Origin of the sequence: Streptomyces sp. NPDC058864, from assembly GCF_042742985.1 — a bacterium.
Lineage (GTDB): Bacteria > Actinomycetota > Actinomycetes > Streptomycetales > Streptomycetaceae > Actinacidiphila.
In genome coordinates this window covers 1-21,148 of the sequence record NZ_JBHYMQ010000062.1, presented here as the reverse complement: position 1 = coordinate 21,148, position 21,148 = coordinate 1, and the positions used below count along the sequence as shown (strand labels likewise).

Below are 21,148 nucleotides of genomic sequence, written 5' to 3'. Positions count from 1 at the left end.
ATGAGCGTGAACACGATCGCGGTGATCACCGGCGGCAACCGGGGGCTGGGCCGGGCCACCGCCCTCGCGCTGGGCGCCGCGGGGACGGACGTCGTCCTCACGTACCGGAGCAACGAGAAGGAGGCCGCGGAGGTCGTCGACGAGCTGACCGCGATGGGGCGCAAGGCGGCCGCGCTGCAGCTCGACACCACCGTGTTCGAGGACCTTCCCGCGTTCGCGCGGACGCTGGCCGGCACCCTGCGCGCCACGTGGGGGCGCGAGACGTTCGACTTCCTGGTCAACAACGCGGGCGCGTCGGCGTTCTCCCCGCTGGGCGCCACCGAGGTGGACGCCTTCGACCTGATGGTCGACGTGCACTTCAAGGGCGTGTTCTTCCTGACCCAGGAGCTGCTGCCGCTGCTCGCGGACGGCGGCCGGATCGTCAACACCTCGACCGGGCTGACCCGCTTCGTGGGTGAGGGCTGGTCGGTGTACGCGGCGGTCAAGTCGGCCGTCGAGACCTACACGCGCTACCTGGCCAAGGAGCTGGGCCCGCGGCGCATCAGCGTCAACGCGGTCGCGCCGGGTCCCGTGGCGACCGACTTCGCCGGCGGGGCGATCCGGGACGACGAGGCACTGCGCACGGTGATGGCCTCCCGGGCGGCGCTCGGCCGCGTGGCGGAGCCGGAGGACATCGGGCCGGTGGTGGCCGCGCTGCTGGCACCGGGCACCGGCTGGATCACCGGCCAGCGCGTCGAGGCCTCCGGCGGGACGCTGCTCTAGCCCGTCCGGGCCCCGGACCCCCGGTCCCGGTCTCCGGCCTCCGGCGCCGGAGGCCGGGACCCGCCGCCCGCCTGCGGCCGGGCGTACCCTTCGGACCCAGCGGCCGGGCACCCCGGCCGCGGCAGCCGCGACGAGGAAACACCCCGACATGGACCGAGCACAACTGGCGGACTTCCTGCACACCCGGCGGGAGGCGCTCCAGCCGGAGGACGTGGGCCTGCCGCGCGGCCCGCGCCGGCGCACCCGCGGACTGCGCAGGGAGGAGGCCGCCGCGCTGTGCGGCATGTCCACCGACTACTACGCCCGGCTGGAGCAGCGGCGCGGCCCGCAGCCGTCCGAGCCGATGCTCGCGGCCATCGCCAGGGGGTTGCGGCTGTCCCTGGACGAACGTGACCACCTGTTCCGGCTCGCCGGGCACAACACGCCCAGCCGGGCGCTGCGCGCCGACCACATCAGCCCGGGCATGCTGCGCATCCTGGACCGGCTCGCGGACACCCCGGCCCAGGTGATCACCGCGCTGGGGGAGACCCTGCTGCAGACGCGGCTGTCCGTCGCCCTGATCGGGGACGAGACACGCTTCACCGGACCGGCCCGCAGCTTCGTCTACCGCTGGTTCACCGACCCCGCCGCCAGGCACGCCTACCACGAGGACGACCGCCCCGGGCTGGGCCGGCGGTTCGTCGCCGACCTGCGCGCGGTCTACTCCAAACTCGGCGCGGACTCGCGGGCCGGCGCCCTCGTCGAGGCCCTGCGCACGCACAGCCCGGAGTTCCGCGAGCTGTGGCAGGCACACGAGATCGGGGTGCGGTGCGGCGAGGTCAAGCGGATCGTCCACCCGGAGCTGGGGCTGCTCGAACTGCAGTGCCAGGTGCTGTACGACGCCGACCAGGCCCAGTCCCTGCTCGTCTACACCGCCACCCCGGGCTCGGAGAGCCACGAGAAGCTGCAGCTCCTCCCCGTCGTCGGCGACCGCCCGCCCGGGATCTGAGCCCCGGCGGGCCGGACTCCGGGTTCACTGGTCGCCGTGCCCGTGACGTCCCCGGCCGGGCAGCATCTCCTGCACTTTCGCCTTGAAGCCCTGCCGGACCATCGCGCCCCGGTCGGAGTCGCCCTTGAGGACGGAGGCGGCCGCGGCCTCGATCTGGTCGAGCGTGGCGTGCGGCGGGATCGGCGGGACGGCCGGGTCGGTGCGGAAGTCCAGGACGAAGGGCCGGTCGGCGGCGAGCGCGCGCTTCCAGGAGTCCTCGACCTCATCGGGCTTCTCCACGCGCAGGCCGTCGAGGCCGATGGAGCGGGCGAAGTCCGCGTAGGGGACGTCCGGCAGGGCCTGCGAGGGCAGGAACTGCGGGGCGCCGGACATAGCGCGCATCTCCCACGTCACCTGGTTGAGGTCGCCGTTGTTGAGGACGGCGACGACCAGCCGCGGATCGGACCAGTCCCGGAAGTACTTGGCGGCGGTGATGAGTTCGGCCATCCCGTTCATCTGCATCGCGCCGTCACCGACGAGGGCGATGGCCGGCCGGTCCGGGTGGGCGAACTTCGCGCCGATCAGGTACGGCACACCGGGGCCCATGGTGGCGAGCGTGCCGGACAGGGAACCACGCATGCCGCCACGCATCCGCAGATGCCGGGCGTACCAGTTGGCCGCGGAACCGGAGTCGGCGGACAGGATGACGTCCTCGGGCAGCAGGGCGTCCAGGGTGTGCACCACGAACTCCGGGTTGATCGGGTCGGCTGCGACGCCGGCGCGGCGTTCCATGACCTCCCACCAGCGGGCCGTGTCCTTCTCGATCTTCTTGCGCCAGCTGCCGTGCTCCTTCCGTTCCAGCCGCGGCAGCAGCCGTGTCAGGGTCGACCTGGCGTCGCCGACCAGGTTCACCTCGAACGGGTAGCGCAGGCCGACCATGAAGGGGTCGATGTCGATCTGGACGGCGCGGGCCTTGCCGAACTCCGGCAGGAACTGGGTGTAAGGAAAGCTGGAGCCGATGACCAGCAGGGTGTCGCAGCCCTGCATCAGCTCGTAGCTGGGCCGGGTGCCCAGCAGGCCGATCGCCCCGGTGACGTACGGCAGTTCGTCGGAGAGCGCGTCCTTGCCGAGCAGCGCCTTCGCCACACCGGCGCCGAGTGTGTCGGCCAGTTGCTCCACTTCCGGCCGGGCACCGCGCGCCCCTTGGCCGATGAGGACCGCCACCTTCTCGCCTGCATTGAGCACCTCGGCCGCCCTGTCCAGGGAGGCGTCGTCGGGGACGGGCGCGTAGGAGGGCATGCCCAGGCTGGACGGCACCATCTTGAACGCGTGCTCCGGCGGGGAGTAGTCGAGTTCCTGGACGTCGGCAGGGATGATCACCGCCGTGACGGTGCGCCTCGCGGCTGCCACCCGCACGGCCCGGTCGATGACGTTGGGCAGCTGTTCGGGGACGGTCACCATCTCGACGTACTCCGAGGCGACGTCCTTGAACAGGCTCAGAAGATCCACTTCCTGCTGGTAGGAGCCGCCCATGGCGCTCCGGTTGGTCTGCCCGACGATCGCCACCACCGGTACGTGGTCGAGCTTCGCGTCGTACAGGCCGTTGAGCAGGTGGATGGCGCCGGGGCCCGAGGTGGCCGCGCAGACGCCGACCCTGCCGGAGAACTTGGCGTAGCCCACCGCCTCGAAGGCGGCCATCTCCTCGTGCCGGGCCTGCACGAACCGCGGCTGGTCGTCAGCCCGCCCCCAGGCGGCGAGCAGTCCGTTGATGCCGTCACCCGGATAGGCGAAGACATGGTCGACGTCCCATTCCCGCAGTCGCTGCAGAACGTAGTCGGAGACCTTGATGGACACGGGGGACCCACCTTCCTGGTTCGGCTTCAACGTTGTCGGTGGCGCAGTACGACGGCGGTCACGAGTGCGGCGGCGGAGGCGAGACCGCCTGCCGCAGACAGCAGTGCGCCGTACCGAAGCGGGGCGTCCGGGCGCTCCGCGAGCCGCTCCGGCCGGCCGCCGGGCACCGGTCCGTCCAGGTCGAAAGCCAGGGCTTCCGCCAGATGGCCGTCACGCCGGTTCGACCCGTCGGTGGCGTACGCGCCCCGGCTGCCCGCGTCGAGGCGCACCTCACCGTCGACCCGGTCGCGCGGCGCGTGCTCCAGGCCGGTCAGATCCAGTTCCGCATGGCCAGGCCCGGTCGCACGGGCCTCGGTGATGTCTGCGTCGATGTCTGCGTCGCGAGCCATGTGCGTCGTCCGCTCTCTGCTCGTCGGTCCACCGCCTCGCCGCCCCACTCACGCGTGCCCGGCCCGTCCGATCTCTAACACCCCGACGGCAGGGATCGGCGGGACCACCAGGTCGGCTTGCGGTTCACGCGCCGCCCCACGGGTACCCGATGGTCCTGCCGTGAAAGACGACCGCGAGGAAGTGATCGATCATGCGGGCCACCGTGTGGCACGGCAAGCACGACGTACGGGTCGACACCGTGCCCGACCCCCGGATCGAGGAGCCGACCGATGCGCTGGTGCGCATCACCTCTACCGGCCTGTGCGGCTCTGACCTGCACCTTTACGAGGTCCTCGCTCCGTTCATGACGCCCGGCGACATCCTCGGGCACGAACCCATGGGCATCGTCGAGGAAACCGGCTCGGAGGTGGACAACCTCGCGCCCGGGGACCGGGTCGTGGTGCCGTTCCAGATCGCCTGCGGCACCTGCTACATGTGCCGCGAAGGGCTGCCGACGCAGTGCGAGACGACCCAGGTCACCGAGTACGGCAGCGGGGCGGAGCTCTTCGGCTACACCAAGCTCTACGGGAGCGTCCCCGGCGCGCAGGCCGAGTACCTGCGTGTTCCGCAGGCCCAGTTCGGGCCGATCAAGGTGCCGGACGGGCCGCCCGACGACCGGTTCGTCTACCTCTCGGACGTCCTGCCCACCGCCTGGCAGGCGGTGAAGTACGCCGACGTTCCCAAGGAGGGCAGCGTGGCCGTGCTGGGCCTGGGGCCGATCGGCGACATGTGCTGCCGGGTCGCCCGCCGCTTGGGCGCGGGCAAGGTCATCGGCATCGACCACGTACCGGACCGGCTGACCCGGGCGCGCCACGACGGGGCCCAGGTCTTCAGCCTCGATGAGTACGCGCACCAGGACGACCTCGTGAAAGCCGTCCAGGACGCCACCGACGGCCGAGGCCCGGACGCCGTCATCGACGCCGTGGGGACCGAGGCGCACGGCAGCACCCTGGGTAAACTCGTCCAGCAGTCTGCCGGCCTGCTCCCGCGGGCATGGGCGGCCAAGCTCATGCAGACCGCCGGGGTCGACCGCCTCGGGGCCCTGCACCTGGCCATCGAGCTGGTCCGGCGCGGCGGCACGATCTCGGTCACCGGCGTCTACGGCGGCATGACCGACCCACTGCCGATGCTCACGATGTTCGACAAGCAGATCCAGCTGCGCATGGGCCAGGCCAACGTCCGCAGCTGGACCGACGAGATCCTCCCGCTGCTGACCGACGAGGACCCCCTGGGCGTCGACAGCTTCGCCACGCACCACGTACCGCTGGAGCAGGCTCCGCAGGCCTACGACATGTTCCAGAAGAAGGCCGACGGCGCGATCAAGGTGCTCATGGTCCCGTGACGCCCGGCGATCACCCAGGCGGCGCGTCGAGCGGTGTGGCCGCCAGGGCTCGGGCCACGCCGTGGAGGTTGGCCGCCATGGCGCGACCCGTCTTGTGGGACCAGTCGTGGCCACGCTCGTCGTTGAGGTAGTCGGGGCCGGCCCCCGGGCCGAGGTGCCAGTACGTCCAGGCCTGGCCCGGGATGGTGTACCCCAGGTCGGCCAACGCCCCCGAGATCTCGCTGATGACGTGGTGTGCGCCGTCCTCGTTGCCCGTCACCACCACCCCGGCCACCCGGTTGTAAACGACCGGGCGGCCACTGCCGTCCGTCTCGGACATCAGGGCGTCCATACGCTCCAGCACGCGCTGGGCGACCGACGACGGCCTGCCCAGCCACGTGGGGGAGGCAAGGATGAGGATCTCCGACGACAGCAGCTTCTCGTGGATTGCTGGCCATGCGTCTCCCTCGCCCTCGTCGCTGGTCACGCCCGGCTTGATGTCCAGGTCGACGGCGCGGACGCAGTCGATGTCCACGCCGTAGGCGGCGAGCTGGTCCGCCACGACTTTGGCCAGGGCATAGGTGTTGGACGGCTGAGGCGACCGTTTAAGAGTGCAGTTGATCACGAGGGCTTTCATGGCCTTTACCTACCTCCACCGGCACAACGGATCCCGTTGAAGCGCCGGACTCACTCTCCCGGTCAGTGCCTGCCGTAACGGGTCGCCCCCGGCGTCGCGCCATACGTCCGCCACGGCAGTGAACATGTGATCCTCCAAGGGTCTGTACGTGCGATGCCGACGCTTCTGCTTCCCGCGGCCGCCCGGTGGAAACGGTGGCGCGACGAAGCGCCAGTGGGCCGGGAAGGGCGCGGACCCTCGCGGGTACACGGACGAAACCGACCATCGAACGACGGGAGGACGACATGCCTGCTGACGGCGCCAGCCGCCGTAGGGGCCGTGACGAGACCCGGGAGGAGCGCGCCGACCGGCAGTGGACAGAACTCCTCCAGGAGGTGCGCGTCGCCCAGACGGGCGTGCAGATCCTCTTCGGTTTCCTGCTGACGGTGGTCTTCACGCCGCGGTACCCGCAACTGGGCCAGACAGACAAGATCATCTACATCCTCACGGTCGTACTGGGCGCGTCAGCCACCGGGGCTTTGGTGGGACCGGTTTCCTTCCACCGGATCGTCGCGGGACGCCGCATCAAACCGGAGACGGTCCGCTGGGCCGCGCGCCTCACCTTCGCCGGGCTCGTCCTGCTGCTAGCCACCATGACGTCCGCGCTGCTGCTGGTGCTCCGTGTGGCCACCCATGACTCCCACGTGGTGTACCTGGTGGCAGTGGTCCTCGCCTGGTGCCTGCTGTGCTGGTTCGTGCTGCCCCTGTGGGCTCGGTACCGCTTCACCGAGGACTGATGGGCTCCGGCCGCGTCACCTGGATGTCCCATCAAGGCGGCTGTCCCGGTGCCGATATCGCGGGAGTGCGCTGAGGACCTTCGTGAGCAGGTAGCCCGTCTCCCGCGACCGCGGGACGTGTCGCCCGTGGAAGCGGTGCGGCCCGTCCCGGAATCGCCGGACGAGTGCGGCCTGGACGGGGACGATGTGCTGTCCCTCGTCGTCCGGGAACTGTGCGCCCGCGGGCTGCTCGCACTGAATCCCGCGAGCACGGGAACGGTGGCCGACGATCGCGCCTGAGGCCTGTTCGGGGTGGAGGGCGAGGAGGTATCCGGCAGGCGTCCTCGGCCAACGCGACCGGCGCCTGCTGCAGATGAGGTTCGTACAGGAAATGACGGGGGCGCAGCCGCTCGAGGAGGCCGACGGGTAGGGCGGTCGCCGTTCCCCGGCTAAGCCTTGCGGGCCGCGGAAGCAGGGGTGCGCCGGCGGTGACTGGTGTCGCACCACGGGTACTTCCGGCTGCGACGGCAGGCGCACAGCGCCACGACGAAACGGTCCGAGCGCACCACGCGGCCGTCGTCCAGCACGACCTCGACGGGGCCCTCGATGAGGATCGGACCGTCCCGGGTGAGCGTCACACGCGTCGGCGACGGTTCATCGTTGACGTTCGGCACGGATCACCACCAGCTCTTCCTTCTCCTCGCCCGGAGCGATCAGCCCCCGCGCCTCCAGCCATGCCGACCGGTCGCGCAGCACCGGCCCGAACGGGATGTACCGCCGTTCGGTGACCGCCGCCCGCAGTCCGGCACGGCGCAACCGGCCCAGGGTGCGCTCCGCCCCGCACAGTCCCGAGTGCACGAGCAACAGGACGCCCCCCGGGGTGAGCAGGGGCGGAGCGTCGCAGCAGATCCGGTCCAGCAGCGCACGGCCGTCGCATCCCGCGTCCCAGGCCAGGTCGCGGCCCCAGGTGGGAAGGCGGGTCTCCGGCGACGGCACGTACGGCGGGTTGGCCATGATCAGGTCGAAGCGGTGATCCGTCACGGGTGCGGTCAGGTCGCCGCGCAGCACCCTGACACGCAGCCGGTTGAGACGGGCGTTGAGCCACGTCGTGAGCACTGCGCTGACGGAGGCGTCGACCGCTGTCACCTGTGCGGCGCCGCACTCGGCAGCCGTCAGCGCCAGGGTGCCGGTGCCCGTCCCCAGGTCGAGGACGTCGGTGTCGGCCGTGAGGGGCTCACGCTTCAGCGCGTCTTCCAGCAGAAGCGTGTCGTCCTGGGGGTGGTAGACCCCCGGTGGGCACAAAAGCCACATGGTCCGCGAATACCCCATTCTTCGTGTACTAACGTGGACCATCCGATTTGGCCGGGGGTCGAGCAGGATCGCTCATGGCGCCATGATCCCGATCCGTGTCGATGAGACCCTTCCGGAGCCGGCGCCCTTCCACCACGCCGTACAGGCGCGAAGGCCCGACGACGGAACGCGGTGCGAAACCTGGACGCTGCGCGATGTCCTCAGCGACCGAACGAGCAACGACGAGGAACCGGCCCGAGTGCTCCGGGCGTTCCACACCGAACTCCGGTGGAGGCCGGGAGCTTCGCGCACGAGGCCCCGCACCGGCGTACGTCCGGTCCCGAGGTGTGGTCGGCTTCCTGAGTCGCTGCGAACGGCTGGCCGACGTCGCCCCGGCGGCCGCCCGGCCTGTCGCCGGACGCGGAGGTGATGGTGGACCCGGGACGGCGGGAACGCATGCGCGACGACGTGATCCAGCACCGCTGGCGCCCCGCACCGGTGTCGACGGGATGGCCGCGCGGGCGCTCGGCGGGCCGTGGATGACCGGGCACAGCGTGGTCTCCGTCGGTCGGCCGCTGCCGGCCCGGGGCCGCGACGTCCTGGACGTCGGACCCGACGGACGGTTCGAGGCCCGGTACGCGCGCCGGGTACCGACGACGTCGGGGTGAGCGCCCACGCCGACGGCTTGGCATCCGGCTAGCCGCGCCCGAGGGGCCCGGCCGTGAACGAGAGCGACGCGTCCGTGCGCGTCCTGCTGCGTGCAAGACCCCGCCGGGCGTGACCCGGACCCGCATGCCCGCCGCATGCGATCCTGGTGCCTGGGTAGTCCAAGAGACCGAGTTCGCACCCGAGGACAGGGGAGCATGGACGCTGCCGCACCGGACACCGGATCGCCCTTCCTGAACGGGGTCCGGGCACTGCCCCGCGCCGTGCCCGTCGGCCTGCTGGAAGGCGTGAGGGCGCCTGCCTACGTGGTGGACGGCGAGGGGGCGATCATCGCGGCCAATGACGCCACGATGAGGCTCCTCCGGCGGTCCGCCGCCGATCTGCTCGGCCAGGACGCGCACGACCTGCTGCACCGCGACAGCCACGGCCGCCCCATGCCCCGGTCCCGCTGCGAGATGCGCGACGCACTCCTCGCCGAGCGCACCGGGCACAGCGACCTGGGGTGGTTCGCCCGCGGGGACGGCACCCTGCTCGGGCTCTCCTGGTTCCTGACCCCCTACACCCTCGGCCCTAGAAGGGCCGGCGCCCTGGTCATGCTCTACCAGCGGCACGAGGCCCCGGAGCACCGGGAGGAGGGGGCGGAGGACCCCAGCGCCCTGACGGAGCTCGACCGCCTCGCCCTGCTCGCGGAGACCACCACCCAGCTCACTTCGACCCTGGACGTGGGCGAGGCCTTGCACCGCCTGGCGGCCCTCACAGTCCCGCTACTTGCCGACTGGGCCATCGTCGACCTGCTCACGGAGAACGACGAGGTGCGGCGTGCCCTGGTGGTGCAGGACGCGGACGGCGTCCTCATAGAGCGAGCCGACCTGCAGGGGCCGATGCCGCCGCTGCCGCAGGAGTCACCGCTGCCGCTCTCGCGGGCCCTGCGCGGCGCTGCCTCCACCATCGCCACACCGTCGACGTACCACGGTCCGCCGGACTCGGGCATCGCCGTGGAGCAGCACCGGCTCTTCGACGAGACGGGCATGCACTCAGCGGCCATCGCCCCGATCCGCGGTCTGCGAGACGTGCTGGGAGCGCTCACGCTGGGGCGTGCCACGCGCCCGGACGCCTTCACCGCACGAGACCTGCCGCTGCTCGAGGACCTGACCCGCCGCGCGGGGCTCGCGCTCGACAACGCCCGCCTCTACCAGCGGCAGCGCAAGGTCTCCGAGACGATGCAGCGCCACCTGCTCCCGCAGATGCCCACGATCCCCGGACTGCAGATGACGGCCCGGTACGTGGCCGCTCCGCAGGCCTCACAGGTCGGCGGCGACTGGTACGACGCCTTCCCGCTCATGGACGGTGCCACCGCACTCGCCATAGGCGACGTCGTGGGGCACGACCTCGACGCCGCCGGCGGCATGGCCCAGGTCCGCAACATGCTGCGCGCCTTCGCGTGGTCGCACCCCGAGTCGCCCAGCGACGTCGTCACCCAGCTCGACCAGGCCGTCATGCACATCGCCGAGGTGCCGATGGCCACCGTGCTGCTGGCGCGGCTCACCTGCGGGGACGACGGCCTGTGGCGGCTGCGGTGGACCAACGCGGGTCATCCGCCACCGCTGCTGGTGGACCACGACGGGCGGACCCGTTTCCTGTCCGACGGCCACGGCATCCTGCTCGGCACCGGCACCACCAGGCCGCGCGAGGACGCCGTCGTCACCCTGCCTCCGCGGTCCACGCTCGTGCTCTACACCGACGGACTGGTCGAATCGACCCGTCACTCCATCGACGAGGGCCTGGACCGGCTCCGCAAACACGCCGCCTCCCTCGCCCGGCGCCCCCTCGACCCGTTCAGCGACGCGCTGCTGGACCGGGCCCGGCCCACGGACAACGACGACGACGTCGCCTTCCTCGCCCTGCGCACGCCCGACCCCGCCCTCTGACGCCGCCGGGCGATCCCTCCCCGCGCACGCCCGCGTGAGTTTCCCGGCGGTCCGGGGAAGGAGCGCAGAGGGGGGCGAGGGAGGCCATCGTGTCGTATGACCAGCTCGGACTCGACGACATCCTCGCGGCGGCGGAGGCGGCCGCGCCGGTGCAGTCCCTGGACGTCGTGGCGCGCAACCTCAGGGAGCGGTTCGGGGCCGGATCGGTGTCGTTCCTGCTCCCCGACGTCATCGGCCAGAAGATGGTGCGGGTCAGCGAGGACGTCGCGTCCCGGCAGGGCGGCAGCGCGGAGCAGATCCCCCTGCACGGCAGCATCTACTACGACGTCCTGCGCAGCCAGCAGGTGATGCGGGCACCCGCCGACGGGGCGGGGCAGCGGGTGGTCGCGCCCGTCACCAACCGGGGCGACACCATCGGCGTGCTGGAGCTGACCCTGCCCGACGGCACCGACGAGGTGCTGGCCCAGGTCGGCGAGGCCGCGCACGCGCTGGCCTACATCGTCGTCACCGACCGCCGGTTCACCGACCTCTACCACTGGGGCAAACGCACGACACCGCTCACCCTGGCCGCCGAGATCCAGCGCGGGCTGCTGCCGTCGGCCGCCTCCTGCGAGGCGAACGAGTTCACCCTCGCCGCTGCACTGGTACCCGCGGACTCCGTCGGCGGCGACACCTACGACTACACCCTCGACTACGACACCCTGCACCTGTCCATCACCGACGCCATGGGCCACGACGTGCAGGCCGCCCTGCTGGCCACCGTTCTGGTGAACGCCTCGCGCCGTGCCCGGCGCGCCGGGCACGACCTCGCGGAACAGGCCCTCGAAATGCACACGGCGCTCCGGGAGCACGGCAGCCACGGCCACGCCACCGGGCAACTCCTGCGCCTCGCGGCGGACGGGACCGGCTGCCGGCTGGTCAACGCCGGACACCCCTGGCCACTGCGTCTGCGCGACGGCACCGTGGAGGAACTCGGACTTCGGGTCAACCTCCCCTTCGGCGTCCCCTCCGCGCCGCCATTCCGCGTCCAGGACGTCGATCTGCGACCCGGTGACCGGCTGGTGCTGTACACCGACGGCATGCAGGAGCGCGAGGCCCACAGCGTGGACCTGCCCGCGCTGCTCCGCGCCTCCGCAGCCGAGCACCCCCGCGAAGTGGTCCAGGTGATGACCTCCGCCGTGTCCGTGGCCTGCCACGGACACCTGCAGGACGACGCCACGGTCCTGTGCCTGGACTGGCGCGCCTGAGCGGGCACGCGCACACCGCCGGGTGCCGGGTTTGTCCCGGAGCATGCAGGAAAGCCGCACCACATGAGGCTTATGAGCAGGCATACGCACGAGAAGCAAGGCTCCCCCAACGGTCCCGTCCCCGCCGCGATGGACACCCTGGAAGGGCAGGAGTGGCTCGACGGGGTCGCCGCCGGTGTCCGCAAGGTCGTCCGTGCCGTGCCGCTGGGCAGGGGGCGTGACGCGCTGCGCGGCCTGTGGCTCGGCCACCCCGTGCACCCGGTGCTCGTGCAGGTGCCGATCGGCGCCTGGACCTGTGCCGGGATACTCGACCTGCTGCCCGGTGAGAGCCGCGCCGCCCGCCGTCTGGTGGCGGTCGGTCTGGTCTCCGCCGGGCCCGCCGCCCTCGCCGGATGGGTGGACTGGGCGGAGCAGCGCCCCCGTCAGGCCCGCGTCGGCCTGGTCCACGCGACCGCGAACCTCGCCGCCGTCACCGCCTACGCGGCCTCCCTCGTGTACCGCTTCAAGGGCCGCCCCCTCCTCGGCCGGGCCCTCGGTTTCGGCGGCATGACCCTCGCCACGGTCGGCGGTGTGCTCGGCGGCCACCTCGCCTACCGGCAGGGCGCCGGCGTGAACCACGCGGAGGCGGTGTCCGTGCTGGTGGAGCCGGGCTGGCACCGCATCGGGGTGCCGCAGGACTTCCCGGTCGGCGAACCGGTCCGGCGCATGGCCGGCGAGGCCACGGTGGTCGTGGTCCGGGCGGACGACGGGCGGTTCCATGCGTTGGCCGGCCGCTGCAACCACATGGACGGCCCGCTGTACGAGGGCAAGGTCATCGAGGGCTGCCTCGAGTGTCCCTGGCACGGCAGCCAGTTCCGCCTCTCGGACGGCGCCAACGTCCAGGGGCCGGCGACCGCGCCGCAACCCCGCTTCGACTGCCGGATATCCCCCGACGGGCAGGTCGAGGTCCGGCTTGCCCAAGCGTGAGGGACAAGGAGGAACGCCATGAGTCAGGAAGCCCTCGGGATCTACATGAACGACCATCTGGCGGGCTCGACCACCGGCCAGTTGCTGTCCCGCCACCTCGCCGACCACCACGGCTCCTCGCCCCACGGCGACGAACTGCGACGCGTGGCCGACGAGATCGCGGAGGACCGGCAGGCCCTCCTCGACCTGATGGCCGCACTCGACGTCCCCGCGCGGCGCCACAAGGTGTACGCGGGGTGGCTCGCCGAGAAGGTACGGCTGCTGAAGCTCAACGGACGGGTCACCCGCCGCTCCGGCCTGAGCACGGTCATCGAACTCGAGGCGCTGCGCCTGGGCATCGAGGGGAAGAGCCTGCTGTGGCAGTCGCTCCTGTCGCTCACCCCGGAGAAGGACCTCGACGAGGACCGGCTCCACACCCTCCTGGACCGCGCGCGGGAGCAGATCGACACCGTCGAGACCGTACGCCGTGACGCCGTCGGCGCGGGCCTGGGCTGACCGGGTCGAGGACATCGGGGTGGAACCCGTGATGATCCGTCGTTACGGGGTAGCCGTTCTCCAGGGACGAGATGAGCAAATGGGGTGAAAGGAATGCCCGCTGGGTCGAGCCGCAAGCGTGAGCGGCAGTACGAGCACATCAAGGAGAGCGCGCAGGACCGGGGCGAGAGCGAGAAGCGGGCCAAGGAGATCGCCGCCCGCACGGTCAACAAGGAACGCGCCCGTGCGGGCGAGTCGAAGACCGCCAGCCGCAGTTCCATCGAGGACATGTCCTCGGGCAGGCGCGGCGGACAGCGCTCCGGCAAGGGCTCACAGGGCCCCACCTACGACCAGCTCTACGCCGAGGCCAAGCGCCGCAACGTCGACGGCCGCTCCCACATGAACAAGGCCGAACTCCAACGCGCCCTCGGCGGCGGCTGAACGTACGCGGACCGACCAGTGGAGGGCATCATGCTCATCCTCGGCATCATCCTTCTGATCATCGGCTTCCTCGCCGGGCTCTCGATCCTGTGGACCATCGGGATCATCCTCGTCGTCATCGGCCTCGTGCTGTGGGTGCTGGGCGCCGTGGGGCACGGGATCGGCGGACGCCGGCACTACTGGTAGGCGCCCGGCATGGCGGAATACGACGCCTCGCCCTACGTCCCCGAGGACGCGGACCTGGCGGCACTGAGCGCCGCTGCCGCCGACTGCAAGGGGTGCCCGCTGTACGCGGACGCCACCCGCACCGTCTTCGGTCGAGGAGAGCCGTCCGCGACCGTCGTCCTGGTGGGGGAGCAGCCGGGGGACCAGGAGGACCGGCAGGGCCGCCCCTTCGTCGGCCCGGCCGGAAAGGTCCTGCACAAGGCGATGGCGGAGGCCGGGATCGATCCCGCCGACGCGTACGTCACCAACGCCGTGAAGCACTTCAAGTTCACCGTCCCCGACGGCGGCAAGCGGCGGATCCACAAGCAGCCCACGCTCCGCGAGGTCGCCGCCTGCAAACCCTGGCTGGACGCCGAGCTGGAACGGGTCGCCCCGCGGATCGTCGTCGCGCTCGGCGCGACCGCGGCCAAGGCCCTGATGGGGCCCGAGTTCCGGGTCACCAGGCAGCGAGGCAGGCTCCTCACGCCGAGCGTGCCCCTCGCCGGCGCCCGCGTCCTCGCCACCGTCCACCCCTCCGCAGTGCTGCGCGCGGGCGAGAACCGCGAGGAGATGTACGCCGGGCTGGTCGCGGACCTGCGAGTGGTCGCCGGCGCACTCGGCTGACCAGGGCGCGGGCACCCGGACGGCCGGGCTCCGTTTCCCGGCAGGGCAGGCGGGAAGTCACACAGCAGATGCACTGACCGCGTTCCAGGGAGGTGCGCCATGAGTACGCCGCACGCGGGCAACCGTTCGGCCCCTTACAGCGGCACGGAACACAAGGTGCCGCCCACCGAGACGCCCCCGGGGGAGAGCAGCACCACCGAAGGGATCTCCCTCCCCGAGCGGCCGGAACTCCACAACGCGTGGGGCTTCGCACCGCTGGTGCTCATCCTCGGTGTCGTCGCGATCTTCGTCGCCGGGGTGATCGCCATGATCGTCGCGCTGTCCTCGTAACCGACTTCAGGGGGGTGCTGCCAGGCCGGGAAGGGTGCAGGAGCAAGCAGCAGCCCGAGGGCCACGGACCCTCCTGATCGAGCCCGAGCGCCCGACCGGACCACGGACGAGGAGCCCGAGGCCACGTCGGCGGAGAGCCTGATCCGCGGGGCACCCCTGACACCGTCACCACCGGCGGTCCGCCCGCAGGGGCCGCCTACGACGCCGCGGCGGCGGAGGTGACTCCGCGACGAAGGAGAAGAAGCATGATGCGCAACGAGAAACCCGAGGAGGCGCGACGTACGCCGCCGCCCCCGAAGGACCAGCGGGATCTGCGGCGGGCACGCGGACGCGATCCTGACGCCGCGGAACGAGGGCGCCCCGGGCGCCCCGAGAACGACGTCCCCGACGCGTCGCGTGACGTACCGCCGCAGGAACCGCCCGATTGACAACGGACGGCCGCGAGTCGGCGGCCCGAAGGACCTGGTGTCCCATGTGGTGAGGGCCGATCAGGCCGGATTCGACTTGTCCTCCAGGGTCCGGACGACGAGGTTGCGCTCCTGGGAGGCGTGACTCGTTACGGCAGTGATCAGCCCACTCGGCGCCCGACCACTCCAATCGGCACGCTGTGGGTAGCGCCCCGATCGCCGATCGTAACCGCCGTGGTGCAACAGCCCGGGCCCCTGCTGGACGCGCTCCAAGCGACCGGCGGGCACGCCCCTGAGGTCCGGGTACATGACCCGGCGGTCGCCCACCAGAGCCGGCCGGGGCGTGTGGCATCAGTCGAACATGGTGTGAAATGATCTTCACTTATGGCTCGTGGAGATCTGACGGACGAGCAGTGGGCGCTGCTGGAGCCCCTGTTGCCCGTGCGCAAGAAGGTCGGCCGGCCGGCGACGTGGACCCGGCGACAGTTGATCGACGGCATTCGGTTCCGGGTCCGCACCGGAGTGCCTTGGCGGGACGTGCCCGAGCGGTACGGGCCGTGGGGCCGGGTGTACGACCTCTTCCGCCGCTGGCAGAGGGACGGCACCTGGCAGCGGGTCGTCACCCAGCTTCAGGTCCGTGTGAAGGCGGACGATCTGATCACCTGGGATCCAGGCGTCGGCTCCGGCGTCAGCCGTGCCCACCGGCATGCAGCGGGAGTGCGGAGAAGGGCGAACTTCGCGAGGAACCGACTGGCGGTGTCATCGCCGGCCCGGACTGCAGCGGCCGGGCCGGGTCGTCCGGGTGCTCCGATTCCAGTCTGGCCGCCGGTGCGGGAGGTGCCGTGCCGAGGGGACGAGATGCGGCTGTGACCAGCACATCTGGTACGCGCCTTTGTGCCCGCATGAGCCCGCATGTCCCGGTGCGGACGGGGAAGGCGCTGGGGCGAGGCTGCGTACCACCAGGCCCGGTCTCGTGTGTCCAAGACCAGGGGTCAAGGCCCGAGTAGCAACCCCTCATGACGACGCGCAAGATTGTTTTATGCCGGTTCTGACAGCCGCGTGCGCCATGATCATGACTCTTGTCGGTGGATTCGTCGCACAGCGGGTCGGTGACCGCCGTCATCTGGTGCTCGGTCTGGCCGCCGGTCTCATGCTCGGCGTCATCGGCTTCGACCTGCTTCCCGATGCGCTGACGGCTCAGCCACGGCACGTTTTCGGGGTTCCCGCAGCATTGCTGATGTTCGTTGCGGGATTCCTTGCTCTGCACGTCGTGGAGCGGGGTGTCGCCATCCATCGCGCCCACGAGAGCGAGTACGCCCCGCACTCCCACACTTTCGGGCATGCGCAGGAATCGGCGGAGGGAATCGGTCTGGCCGCCGCCTCGGCACTTGTGGGACACAGCGTGATCGACGGGTTCGCCATCGGCGCCGCTTATCAGGCCGGCAATACGCTGGGCATCGTGGTTGCCATCGCGGTGATCTCCCATGACTTCGCCGACGGCTTCAACACCTATACGATCACCAGGTTGTACGGGAATGCCCGCCGCCGGGCTCAACTGCTGCTCTTGGCCGACGCAGTCGCCCCGGTGGTCGGTGCAGCGATCACTTTGGGGTTCACGATACCGACCGGGTTGCTGGGTCTGTATCTCGGATTCTTCGCCGGCTTCTTGTTCTACCTTGCCACCTCGGACATATTGCCGGAGGCTCACAGTCCGCACCCCTCCAAGGCCACTCTTCTGTTCACGGTGACCGGGGCCCTGCTGATGTGGCTGGTGATCGGGCTTGCGAGCTGACCGCGAGTGGGCCGTTGGTGGTGCTCTCCACCGTCCCCCGCTCGGGCCGTCTGCTCGGCGGTCGGCCGAGGTCTCTGTCCTGCGGACGGGGACGGGGGTAAGCCGTGCCGGGACGCCGCGCGCAGGCCCTAAGCCGGCGGTACCGTAAGTACGGTGGCTCTGTGGTTCGGGCTGGTCCGGAGCAACGGCCTTCGGTTGTCCGGCCGGACGGCAGGGCAAGGAGTCCGGAGCCGGCCCTCTGACCCGCTCACCACGGTGGCCCCGGCAACCCTGGAGGGGATCACATGAGCTCCGACAACCAGGTACTGATCGTAGGAGCAGGCCCATCGGGGCTCTTGCTGGCGGGCGACCTGGCGGAGGCCGGTGTCAGCTGTACCGTCGTCGAGCGCCGCGTGCAGGAATCGCAGCTCACCCGGGCGTTTGCGGTCCACGCCCGTACGATGGAACAACTGGACGCCCGTGGTGTCGCCGACCAGCTGCTTGCGACCGGTGTCCGTAACCCGGTTCTCCAGTTCTTGCAGGTCGATCTGTCGCGGCTGCCAACCCGGTACCCGCATGTACTGGTGACGCCGCAGTACCACACCGAGCAAGTGCTCCGGGCGCGGGCCCTTTCCCGAGGTGCCGACATTCGGGAAGGCTGGGAAGCTGTCGGGCTTGCCCAGGATGCGACCGGCGTTGACGTTCGGGTCCGGGCGGCGGATGGCTCCCCCCAGACCCTGCGCGCGGCTTACGTCGTGGGCGCCGATGGAAGAAGCAGCTTGGTACGCCGCTCGCTCGGCCTGCCGTTCCCGGGCCGCTCCGCGGTGCGGTCGATGATGCTCGCCGATGTCCGGTTGGCCGACCCCCCGAAAAAGCCCCCGACCGTAGGGGCGGTGGGCGACGCCTTCGCGATACTCGTACCGTTCGGCGATGGGTGGTTCCGCATCATGGCGTGGAATCGCCACCATGAGATGCCGGACAGCGCACCGGTCGATCTGGAGGAGATCCGGGCCGTCGCCCGCCGGGCGCTCGGCGGTGACTTCGGCATGCACGACCCGCGCTGGATATCACGCTTCCACAGCGATGAGCGGCAGGCGCCGCGCTACCGCGTAGGCAGGGTCTTCCTCGTCGGTGACGCGGCGCACGTGCACTCCCCCGCCGGGGGCATGGGCATGAACACCAGCATTCAGGATTCTGCGAACTTGGGCTGGAAACTGGCTGCCGTACTGCACGGCCACGCCCGCGAAGCCCTGCTCGATACCTACGAGGCCGAAAGGCATCCGGTCGGGCGCAGAGTGCTGCGTATGAGCGGGGCGCTGCTGCGTGGTGTCCTGACCACTCCCAGGGCGCTTCGTGGCGTCCGGGACATCACCGCCCGGACCGTACTGCGTCTCCCGCCGGTGGCGTTGCGGCTGGGGCGGGCGATGTCCGGGATCGACATCGCCTACGGCGCTCCGGCCGGCGCGCACCCGCTCACGGGGAAACGGGCACCGGATGTCCTCCTCAGCGACGGACGACGCCTGTACGAGGCGCTGCGCGGCCGCCGGTTCGTACTGGTCACACCGGCAGACACAGCGCTCCCTTCTTCGGTGACCGAAGGCTGGGCCGACGCGGTGGAGTGCGTCACCCCAGCCGGCCTGACCAGCAAGTCCGTGCTGGTCAGACCGGACGCCTACATTGCGTGGGCCTCGTCCGAGCAGTCCGCGCACCGCCGAGCGGATCAGATCAGGCAGGCACTGGCCACCCACTGCGGTGAGGGCGTGGGCGCTGCTTAGGCCTGGTTCTGGACGGTGGATTGCGGTTGCCGCCCCAGACCGGAACTCCGGACGAGGGCGATCAGACCTGGTTGAGACCGCCGTCGACGAAGAGCTCGGTTCCGGTGATGAAGCTGCTCTGATCGCCGGCGAGGAAGAGCGCCGCCGCGGCGGCCTCCTCCGGCCGGCCCATCCGGCCGAGCGGCACCTGGCTGGCGAAGAAGTCCCAGAGCTTGGCGGCCTCAGCCGCATCAGGAGCCAGTCCGGAGTTGCCGGGCGTCTCGATCGGACCCGGGACGAGGGTGTTCACCCGGATTTTCCGGCTCTTGAGCTCGTTGGCCCACGTGCGGGAGAAGCTACGGATGGCGGCCTTGGAGGCGGCGTAGACGCCGAAGGCCTCGCCGCCCGAGGTGGCGGCGGTGGATCCCGTGAGGATGACCGAAGCGGCCTCGTTCAGCAGAGGAAGCGCCTTCTGGACCGTGAAGAGCGTGCCCCTCACGTTGATACCGAAGGTCGAGTCGAAGTGCTTCTCCGTGACGTCTTCCAGGGTGGAGAATTCGCCGCCGCCGGCGTTTGCGAACAGCACGTCGATGCGACGGCCCTGCTCGGCGACAGCGGTGTAGAGGCGGTCGATGTCATCGAGATCTGAGACGTCGCCCCGAACGGCAGTGGCGTTCGGACCGATCTCAGCCAGCGCGGCGTCGAGCGCTTCCTGGCGTCGACCCGTGATGAGCACATGCGCGCCCTCGGCGGCGAACCGCTTGGCGGTGGCCAGCCCGATCCCGCTGTTGCCCCCAGTGACGATTGCTGTCTTGCCGTCGAGCTGTCCCATGGTCATGGCTCCTGTTCGGCGGAGGTCTGCACTCCGCGGCCGTTGCTCTGCGTCGGACCCGCGCCTGGTGCGACGGGCTCGTTATGGACGATACGGTAAAAAACCGAGTACTGGACGGTCGGGTCAAAAACTATGACCCACCCCACTCCTCCGGCGAGGCTCGGACGCATCTCCCGCGCCGCCGTCGACCCCGGTGGCGACCGCCGCCTCGCCTGTGAGTACTTCCGTCACGGCATCCTCACTCCCGGTTCTCGGCCCCGTCCGCAAAGCCGACCGTTATGGACGATAGAGTCAAGAAAGGTGTAGGCTGCTCGTCATGGCGCGACCTCGGAAGTTCGACGAGCAGCAGGTACTGGTCATCGCCCGTGATCTGTTCTGGTCCGGTGGGTTCGCCGCCACGCGCATGGAAGACGTCGCCGCGGCGACGGGCCTTGGCAAGGGCAGCCTGTACGGCGCGTTCGGCGGAAAGCAGGAGCTGTTCCGTCGGGTGTTCGACGATTACTGCGCCTCCGTGGTCGATGCCACGGGCCGGCAGTTGCGCGGCGACGACAAGGACGCGTACGCGCGGCTGTCCGCCCACGTCCACTTGGTGGCGGCGGCCACCGCCGCGGACACCGTGCACCGCGGATGCCTGCTGGCCAAGGGTGCCGCCGAGCTGGCCGAGCACGACGAGACTGTGGCCAAGCGGGCACACGCGACCATCGAGGCACTGCACACGCTGCTCGAGGACGACATCGCCGCCTGCCAGCGCAACGGCGATATCGCCGCGAACGTGGACCCCGGGAAGCTGGCTGCGCTGATGCTCGCGGTACTGCGTGGCATAGAAGCACTGGGCAAGGCCGGGGCGAACACGGAGACGCTGACGGACATTGCCCAGACTGCCCTCGCCGTACTGCCTCGCTCCGTGAACTGACGGGCCCACCGCGCCACGCGTCATCCTGTCCGGATGCCTGGCGACCGACCCCCGCCGGTGATTCGGCGCTGACCGCCCGCGCCCAAAGGACCGCCTCGTCGGGGGCGCGGGCGAGAGCCGGCAAGGCCGGCGCCTCACGGTCCGGACGGGTCACCGTCTGCCTCGTCGCGTCGGCCGGAGTGACCGCCGCCGTGGTCCTCGCGGCCCTCGCACCCCGGCCGACTTCCGGCGGCTGAAAGCGCGTCACGCCGCCTGCCGCCGCCGTCGCATGCGCTTCCCACCCGCCACCGGGCACGTGGCGACAAGCAGGGTGACGACCCATGAGGCCGCACCCACCCACACCGGCGGCGACTTGGTCGGCGTTGCCGACAGCAGCAGGGCCAGGGTGGCACCCGCAATGAAGGTCACCAGCAGGGCGCGCGGCCACCGTGCGAAGCGCGCCGCGGCCTCCCGCACGGGGGTACGGAAGCGCGTCGTGCGCAGTCGGTACCCCGTCGAGCGGCAAAGACCGGTGCCGCACGAGGATCGATCTCATGACGCCCAAGACGCGCGGGGTGCCGGCCGCGATACGCGGCC

The 21,148-nt window shown here is 70.9% G+C and carries 23 protein-coding genes; 17 read left to right on the top strand and 6 right to left on the bottom strand.

Annotated features, from left to right (window positions below):
• Positions 1–6: 6 nt before the first annotated feature.
• Entirely contained in the window at positions 7–762 is a 756-nt protein-coding gene (locus tag ACFW3D_RS32740; protein ID WP_500510520.1) for an SDR family NAD(P)-dependent oxidoreductase, read from the top strand.
• Between the two features lie 148 nt (positions 763–910).
• Positions 911–1,750, top strand: coding sequence for a helix-turn-helix transcriptional regulator (locus tag ACFW3D_RS32735; protein WP_500510453.1), 840 nt, complete (start codon positions 911–913; stop codon positions 1,748–1,750).
• A gap of 24 nt (positions 1,751–1,774) precedes the next feature.
• Here ACFW3D_RS32735 and ACFW3D_RS32730 read toward each other — a convergent pair whose 3' ends face one another.
• Together ACFW3D_RS32730 and ACFW3D_RS32725 are read right to left on the bottom strand one after the other, a co-directional pair.
• On the bottom strand, positions 1,775–3,583 hold the full coding sequence (locus ACFW3D_RS32730; RefSeq protein WP_500510451.1) for a thiamine pyrophosphate-requiring protein: 1,809 nt from the start codon (positions 3,581–3,583) through the stop codon (positions 1,775–1,777).
• Between the two features lie 26 nt (positions 3,584–3,609).
• The gene (locus ACFW3D_RS32725; protein WP_500510449.1) at positions 3,610–3,972 is read right to left on the bottom strand and encodes a hypothetical protein; all 363 of its coding nucleotides are present in this window, start codon (positions 3,970–3,972) and stop codon (positions 3,610–3,612) included.
• 191 nt (positions 3,973–4,163) lie between these two features.
• Here ACFW3D_RS32725 and ACFW3D_RS32720 point away from each other — a divergent pair, with 191 nt between their 5' ends.
• Positions 4,164–5,354, top strand: coding sequence for a zinc-dependent alcohol dehydrogenase (locus ACFW3D_RS32720; protein WP_500510447.1), 1,191 nt, complete (start codon positions 4,164–4,166; stop codon positions 5,352–5,354).
• 10 nt (positions 5,355–5,364) lie between these two features.
• Here ACFW3D_RS32720 and ACFW3D_RS32715 read toward each other — a convergent pair whose 3' ends face one another.
• Positions 5,365–5,970 carry a flavodoxin family protein gene (locus ACFW3D_RS32715; RefSeq protein ID WP_500510445.1) on the bottom strand — a complete coding sequence of 202 codons (606 nt, stop codon included), beginning with the start codon at positions 5,968–5,970 and terminating at the stop codon, positions 5,365–5,367.
• A gap of 284 nt (positions 5,971–6,254) precedes the next feature.
• Between ACFW3D_RS32715 and ACFW3D_RS32710 the strand changes: the two genes are divergently transcribed.
• Both ACFW3D_RS32710 and ACFW3D_RS32705 read left to right on the top strand, forming a co-directional pair.
• A complete protein-coding gene (locus tag ACFW3D_RS32710; RefSeq protein WP_500510443.1) occupies positions 6,255–6,746 on the top strand; it encodes a DUF6328 family protein in 492 nt (163 codons plus the stop codon).
• 126 nt (positions 6,747–6,872) lie between these two features.
• On the top strand, positions 6,873–7,025 hold the full coding sequence (locus ACFW3D_RS32705; RefSeq protein WP_500510441.1) for a hypothetical protein: 153 nt from the start codon (positions 6,873–6,875) through the stop codon (positions 7,023–7,025).
• A 149-nt stretch (positions 7,026–7,174) separates the two neighbouring features.
• Here ACFW3D_RS32705 and ACFW3D_RS32700 read toward each other — a convergent pair whose 3' ends face one another.
• Both ACFW3D_RS32700 and ACFW3D_RS32695 read right to left on the bottom strand, forming a co-directional pair.
• Positions 7,175–7,363, bottom strand: a complete 189-nt coding sequence (locus ACFW3D_RS32700) for a CDGSH iron-sulfur domain-containing protein (RefSeq protein ID WP_500510439.1) — start codon at positions 7,361–7,363, stop codon at positions 7,175–7,177.
• 16 nt (positions 7,364–7,379) lie between these two features.
• Positions 7,380–8,036, bottom strand: a complete 657-nt coding sequence (locus ACFW3D_RS32695; RefSeq protein ID WP_500510437.1) for a HemK2/MTQ2 family protein methyltransferase — start codon at positions 8,034–8,036, stop codon at positions 7,380–7,382.
• Positions 8,037–8,878: 842 nt separating this feature from the next.
• On the opposite strand from ACFW3D_RS32695, the gene ACFW3D_RS32690 reads away from it, so the two are divergent.
• The 11 genes from ACFW3D_RS32690 (at position 8,879) to ACFW3D_RS32640 (ending at position 18,848) form a co-directional block, all read left to right on the top strand.
• Complete coding sequence (locus ACFW3D_RS32690; RefSeq protein WP_500510435.1) at positions 8,879–10,609, top strand: PP2C family protein-serine/threonine phosphatase; 1,731 nt, start codon at positions 8,879–8,881, stop codon at positions 10,607–10,609.
• An 89-nt stretch (positions 10,610–10,698) separates the two neighbouring features.
• Positions 10,699–11,856, top strand: coding sequence for a PP2C family protein-serine/threonine phosphatase (locus ACFW3D_RS32685; RefSeq protein ID WP_500510432.1), 1,158 nt, complete (start codon positions 10,699–10,701; stop codon positions 11,854–11,856).
• 72 nt (positions 11,857–11,928) lie between these two features.
• Positions 11,929–12,822 (top strand): Rieske (2Fe-2S) protein, encoded by an 894-nt coding sequence (locus ACFW3D_RS32680; RefSeq protein WP_500510429.1) that lies wholly within the window; start codon positions 11,929–11,931, stop codon positions 12,820–12,822.
• A gap of 18 nt (positions 12,823–12,840) precedes the next feature.
• Complete coding sequence (locus ACFW3D_RS32675; protein ID WP_500510427.1) at positions 12,841–13,317, top strand: hypothetical protein; 477 nt, start codon at positions 12,841–12,843, stop codon at positions 13,315–13,317.
• 93 nt (positions 13,318–13,410) lie between these two features.
• Positions 13,411–13,737: a plasmid stabilization protein gene (locus ACFW3D_RS32670; protein WP_500510424.1), complete on the top strand. Its 327-nt coding sequence runs from the start codon at positions 13,411–13,413 to the stop codon at positions 13,735–13,737.
• Positions 13,738–13,767: 30 nt separating this feature from the next.
• Positions 13,768–13,923 carry a DUF6131 family protein gene (locus ACFW3D_RS32665; RefSeq protein ID WP_500510421.1) on the top strand — a complete coding sequence of 52 codons (156 nt, stop codon included), beginning with the start codon at positions 13,768–13,770 and terminating at the stop codon, positions 13,921–13,923.
• 9 nt (positions 13,924–13,932) lie between these two features.
• On the top strand, positions 13,933–14,565 hold the full coding sequence (locus ACFW3D_RS32660) for a UdgX family uracil-DNA binding protein (RefSeq protein WP_500510419.1): 633 nt from the start codon (positions 13,933–13,935) through the stop codon (positions 14,563–14,565).
• 99 nt (positions 14,566–14,664) lie between these two features.
• Complete coding sequence (locus ACFW3D_RS32655; protein WP_500510416.1) at positions 14,665–14,895, top strand: DUF6480 family protein; 231 nt, start codon at positions 14,665–14,667, stop codon at positions 14,893–14,895.
• A 791-nt stretch (positions 14,896–15,686) separates the two neighbouring features.
• Entirely contained in the window at positions 15,687–16,172 is a 486-nt protein-coding gene (locus tag ACFW3D_RS32650; RefSeq protein ID WP_500510415.1) for a transposase, read from the top strand.
• A 169-nt stretch (positions 16,173–16,341) separates the two neighbouring features.
• On the top strand, positions 16,342–17,094 hold the full coding sequence (locus tag ACFW3D_RS32645; RefSeq protein WP_500510412.1) for a ZIP family metal transporter: 753 nt from the start codon (positions 16,342–16,344) through the stop codon (positions 17,092–17,094).
• A gap of 284 nt (positions 17,095–17,378) precedes the next feature.
• Entirely contained in the window at positions 17,379–18,848 is a 1,470-nt protein-coding gene (locus ACFW3D_RS32640; RefSeq protein ID WP_500510410.1) for an FAD-dependent monooxygenase, read from the top strand.
• Positions 18,849–18,909: 61 nt separating this feature from the next.
• Here ACFW3D_RS32640 and ACFW3D_RS32635 read toward each other — a convergent pair whose 3' ends face one another.
• The gene (locus ACFW3D_RS32635; RefSeq protein ID WP_500510407.1) at positions 18,910–19,659 is read right to left on the bottom strand and encodes a glucose 1-dehydrogenase; all 750 of its coding nucleotides are present in this window, start codon (positions 19,657–19,659) and stop codon (positions 18,910–18,912) included.
• Between the two features lie 316 nt (positions 19,660–19,975).
• On the opposite strand from ACFW3D_RS32635, the gene ACFW3D_RS32630 reads away from it, so the two are divergent.
• Entirely contained in the window at positions 19,976–20,572 is a 597-nt protein-coding gene (locus ACFW3D_RS32630; protein ID WP_500510404.1) for a TetR/AcrR family transcriptional regulator, read from the top strand.
• The last annotated feature ends 576 nt before the right edge of the window (positions 20,573–21,148 follow it).